The sequence below is a fragment of the Moritella sp. genome (genome assembly GCF_013215705.1).
Classification (GTDB): Bacteria; Pseudomonadota; Gammaproteobacteria; order Enterobacterales; family Moritellaceae; genus Moritella.
In genome coordinates, this window is record NZ_JABSQR010000054.1 from 1 (window position 1) to 3,769 (window position 3,769).

8 protein-coding genes are annotated in these 3,769 nt (G+C 44.4%); all 8 read right to left on the reverse strand.

The window, feature by feature from the left end:
• Positions 1–217: 217 nt before the first annotated feature.
• On the reverse strand, positions 218–385 hold the full coding sequence (locus HRT96_RS21805; RefSeq protein ID WP_293160795.1) for a hypothetical protein: 168 nt from the start codon (positions 383–385) through the stop codon (positions 218–220).
• Positions 385–795: a hypothetical protein gene (locus HRT96_RS21810; protein ID WP_293160798.1), complete on the reverse strand. Its 411-nt coding sequence runs from the start codon at positions 793–795 to the stop codon at positions 385–387. Before HRT96_RS21810 ends, HRT96_RS21805 begins: the two co-directional genes overlap by 1 nt.
• Positions 796–889: 94 nt before the next feature.
• Positions 890–1,300, reverse strand: coding sequence for a structural protein P5 (locus HRT96_RS21815; protein WP_293160801.1), 411 nt, complete (start codon positions 1,298–1,300; stop codon positions 890–892).
• A 17-nt stretch (positions 1,301–1,317) separates the two neighbouring features.
• Positions 1,318–1,539, reverse strand: a complete 222-nt coding sequence (locus tag HRT96_RS21820; protein ID WP_293160804.1) for a phage tail assembly chaperone — start codon at positions 1,537–1,539, stop codon at positions 1,318–1,320.
• Between the two features lie 2 nt (positions 1,540–1,541).
• Positions 1,542–2,231 carry a hypothetical protein gene (locus HRT96_RS21825; RefSeq protein ID WP_293160807.1) on the reverse strand — a complete coding sequence of 230 codons (690 nt, stop codon included), beginning with the start codon at positions 2,229–2,231 and terminating at the stop codon, positions 1,542–1,544.
• Positions 2,224–2,499, reverse strand: coding sequence for a hypothetical protein (locus HRT96_RS21830; RefSeq protein ID WP_293160810.1), 276 nt, complete (start codon positions 2,497–2,499; stop codon positions 2,224–2,226). The genes HRT96_RS21825 and HRT96_RS21830 overlap by 8 nt, the downstream gene beginning before the upstream one ends.
• Positions 2,496–3,101, reverse strand: a complete 606-nt coding sequence (locus tag HRT96_RS21835) for a hypothetical protein (RefSeq protein WP_293160813.1) — start codon at positions 3,099–3,101, stop codon at positions 2,496–2,498. Before HRT96_RS21835 ends, HRT96_RS21830 begins: the two co-directional genes overlap by 4 nt.
• Positions 3,098–3,748, reverse strand: coding sequence for a hypothetical protein (locus HRT96_RS21840; protein WP_293160816.1), 651 nt, complete (start codon positions 3,746–3,748; stop codon positions 3,098–3,100). The genes HRT96_RS21835 and HRT96_RS21840 overlap by 4 nt, the downstream gene beginning before the upstream one ends.
• Between the last annotated feature and the right edge of the window lie 21 nt (positions 3,749–3,769).

Genomic DNA, 3,769 nt, shown 5'->3' on the forward strand with positions numbered 1-3,769 from the left:
GAAGACGCAACAGAAAATCAACCGATTGATGCAAGCGCTATTGTTGATGAAAAGGGCAAAAGATTAGAAGAGCCTAAGACAGAAGATCAAAGTGGTGAAATTAAAAATATGTCGGACACCATAGACTTTATGCCGAAGCCGCGCTCTTATTGGATGTAGGTTATAACAAATACAACAAAGCCCATTGAATAGCGTTATTCAATGGGCTTTTTGCTTTCTAGTTTTTGTCGGTTTTCTCCAATACCGTAACGCGGACATTTAAATCAACAATACTATCTCTAATGCCCTTGTTTACTTTTACAAGTTGCCAGCCTACCCAACACGTAAAAACCACAAGCGGATTAATACCAAGACTGTTTAGCAGTGTGATTGCAGGAAAATCCATTACAGCACCGCCCGTTTATTTACCCATTGCTCCATGGCCGTGCGTAACATCCGTCTAAAACCAAAGGTATCAACGTAAACCATCGCTAAACCGTACCAGTAATATTCTGGTACTTTATCCAGCGAATCAAAACCCAAAGACACGTAATTGGCATAATCAGGAATAAAACACAGAATGAGCGGCGCGGTGGTCAGCAATAATAAATATTCATCTTTCCAGCCACGTCCGTTAAGACTAATTTCATCCAGTTTGGCCGCGTTCGTGTCTCCCGCTTCCGCCCGTTTTGCTTTTGCTTCGGAAATAGCAGCTTTTAAAACGCCGTCTTGTTTAATTGCATCTGCCTTATTTTTTCTTACCGCTTTAAATGCGCCAAGCCCGCCAGTGACTAATGCCGTTAATAACGTCCACATTATAAAAGTCCCCACGGTTTAAGATATTTAATTGAATAAGCGGCAGCTACGCCGCCCACAATTGTTATCGCTATTTTTTTATAATCCGCCTTTGTCATGCCATCGCCACCCCTTTTTTCGCCATGGTTAAACCGTAGTATTTACCGACTTCCATACGTGACATAGCGTGAATAACTTTGGCTAATTCAGCATCATCATTGACGTTAACAACTTGGCTTTGAGCGATGCCCGTCCAGTCACTGACATTTTCCGCATACAGGTTAGTATCGTTTTCATGGCTTGGGGCAAAACGGTTAATCATTTGCTCAAGCGTGGTAAACCCCTGCCTTGCATAAGAGCGCAGCACTTTGGCCGCGGCTCTGAAACCGTAAGCCGGATTTTTAAAACGGGCGAACCGCTCACCGTTATTACTTAACTGGCCGTCCCAATCATTACGCTTGTTATATTCAATATTAAGCGGGTTATTGTTTCTTACACCAAGTGGTAGTGTTGCTTTGTATGTCATGTAGCTAAGTCCCCCAATTAAACAGATGCTTGCGACAATGATGGTTTTGTTGGCCATACCACGTCCTGTGCATCGTTAAAAGTTTGTGGAATATCGCGCAATGCTTGGCGATATTGGCGAAATGGTGCTACATCAACACCGTTATCGAGTGCGGTATTAATTAAACTGTCGGCATCACTCAATAAGCGGTCTCGAATTTGACGAATTTCCATCATTTGAGCTTCTTTAAATGTCATCATAATTACTTCCCCCAGACATAGTGATTAGGAACAACAGAGGCATCAACCACCGTTACTGGTGATGCGAAATACTCAACACCATTGCTTGACTCTGCAACTTCCCCCGCAGATTCAATAATTCGAACAGGCTCCGACATGCTACCAGATGTGTTTAGGTCATAAGACCAGCCCCCACGCAACCAAATGCCTGACTTTCTAGGCGTGGCAACAGAAGACACCTTACCGATAAATTGACGACCGCTATAACCATGGTGTTGTTGCTTCGAAAAATGAAAGTCACCACCCGAACTAAAGTTATTAAACTGCACCATAAATTCGAGAAGACCGCCCCATGTCACATCTTGATGAACATAACGATTAATATGTACGTCTAAGATTCTAGGTCCCCCAAACAACACGCAATAAAATGTTTCCGCATCGAGGTGTGTTAAGTCGAGTACGATTCTAGTTTCCGCACTGGTCATGTGCGTCTGGTAACGCTTATCAGGGTCAGTGAAAATTGCACCAACATTTTGCTGTTGCTGTGTGATGAATGTATTTAAGCGACCATTTGCGCCCGTAATTACACCGTCAAATTGAACTTTCAACGCATCGAACTGGGTTTGCATCGCACGGATTGCGCCGCCTTTGATGCTGTCTAATAAGTCCTGGGCTTTTATGACCAACTGCCCAATGGCTTGGAAATTATCCATTGTTTAAGTTTTCCTTGATTTCATCACAAATCGGAGTTAGCCGTGGCAGCGCATTACCTGCGACTGAATCGGCTAATCCGTGTAAATTATTATCTGAATTAAAAGCGCCGTGTTGCAGTGATATCAACACCGTGCTTAACGCAATTTGATTGCTGTAAACGCCCTGCATCATTTGCAGTGCGTTCACTTCATCGGGTTGTAAGTTTTTTAAATGTTCGGTTAATGGGTCAAATGTGATGACTGTTCTACGGGGTAACATTTGACTCATCGGTGAACCTCCAACAAGGCAATTTTCAATACTGTATTGCTGTTGTTATATGCCCACAGCTCACCACCGCCCGTGATAGTCATTCCCGCAGGGGCTTTTCTGTCCCCAAGTACAGGCAAACCCGCCACCGCTGATACATCTTTATCACCAAGCATGGCTTCGGTTTCTGTATCACTGATATTTTGGATAATAGCCTCAAGTCGCACGACTGAGGCATTAAACAAACGGGTCTTACTGTTCGGTTGAATTTCTATATGGCCGCGACTAATAAAACGCTGCGCCACGATTTGCATCACCGTGACAGGTGAACGAATTTCGCTAATTGCCATACTGTCAGCAAACTTTACTTTTGCTGGCGGTGTGGTTGTCAGTTGATGTTTAGTCAATTGAATAGCGGCATTAATCACACTGGTATGTGGGTTCGATATTTCCAGTTCTTTAAAACTGGATATATCCAAGGTGTCTCCGGCATCAACGCGGATACGCTCACCGTTATCACTGCGAATATATAAATACTCTTGTGACTCACGCACAATCAGCCATTTGGCCGTACTAACGGCAAAGCGTTTAGTTTCACTCGGTTTTAAGGTTAGCTTTTTCATTTCACCCCCTTAATCGCCATGACTGTCACGCCGATACCAAGTGCAACAGCAACCGCAATAGCAACTTTGCTCATTTCACCCGCCGCACCAATTTGGCTACGACTTGCGGTATTTTCTGCCATGACCAACGCAGCACGGGCGTTCTCTCCCGATTGCGCGGCCATTGACTTAACCGCAGACATTGAGCTTTCGCTATTTTTCCGCATGTTATCCATGGCATTCTTGCTAATGTTGGCGTTTTCTTTCAGTGAATAGACCGTGTTTTTCTGCATGTTATCCATTGCTCCACGACTGACTGCGCCATTTTCTGCCATGGCTTTTTGTGCCATGTTGCTGGTTTTCTCCAGTGCGTCACGGCCAAAGCCAAACGCAGCGCCTAATGTTTCACTATTCGCATCAATCGCCTTTGAGCCTAATTTACTGGCTTCTTTCATCGCGGCGGTATTACTCAGTAATGCCGCCTTGGCAATATCACCCGCACTTTTTACTGCGCCGTGGTCAGTGGCCGTAATGTTAAGGCTTGAACCTTTCGCAATATTGACACCAGTCAGTACAGTCCCTAGGTTGTCACCACTAATGGCACTCGAACCAGAGGTATTGGTATTGGTTGTTTTATTGGTACTTTGAGTACTGCCACCACCTCCCATTTAACAGCCCTCCAAATCTAA

What these genes read in the sequence shown, in the direction of transcription:
- HRT96_RS21830 (WP_293160810.1), bottom strand. Translation starts at nt 2,499, where the DNA reads ATGAGTCAAATGTTACCCCGTAGAACAGTCATCACATTTGACCCATTA.
- HRT96_RS21815 (WP_293160801.1), bottom strand. Translation starts at nt 1,300, where the DNA reads ATGACATACAAAGCAACACTACCACTTGGTGTAAGAAACAATAACCCG.
- HRT96_RS21810 (WP_293160798.1), bottom strand. Translation starts at nt 795, where the DNA reads ATGTGGACGTTATTAACGGCATTAGTCACTGGCGGGCTTGGCGCATTT.
- HRT96_RS21835 (WP_293160813.1), bottom strand. Translation starts at nt 3,101, where the DNA reads ATGAAAAAGCTAACCTTAAAACCGAGTGAAACTAAACGCTTTGCCGTT.
- HRT96_RS21805 (WP_293160795.1), bottom strand. Translation starts at nt 385, where the DNA reads ATGGATTTTCCTGCAATCACACTGCTAAACAGTCTTGGTATTAATCCG.
- HRT96_RS21840 (WP_293160816.1), bottom strand. Translation starts at nt 3,748, where the DNA reads ATGGGAGGTGGTGGCAGTACTCAAAGTACCAATAAAACAACCAATACC.
- HRT96_RS21820 (WP_293160804.1), bottom strand. Translation starts at nt 1,539, where the DNA reads ATGATGACATTTAAAGAAGCTCAAATGATGGAAATTCGTCAAATTCGA.
- HRT96_RS21825 (WP_293160807.1), bottom strand. Translation starts at nt 2,231, where the DNA reads ATGGATAATTTCCAAGCCATTGGGCAGTTGGTCATAAAAGCCCAGGAC.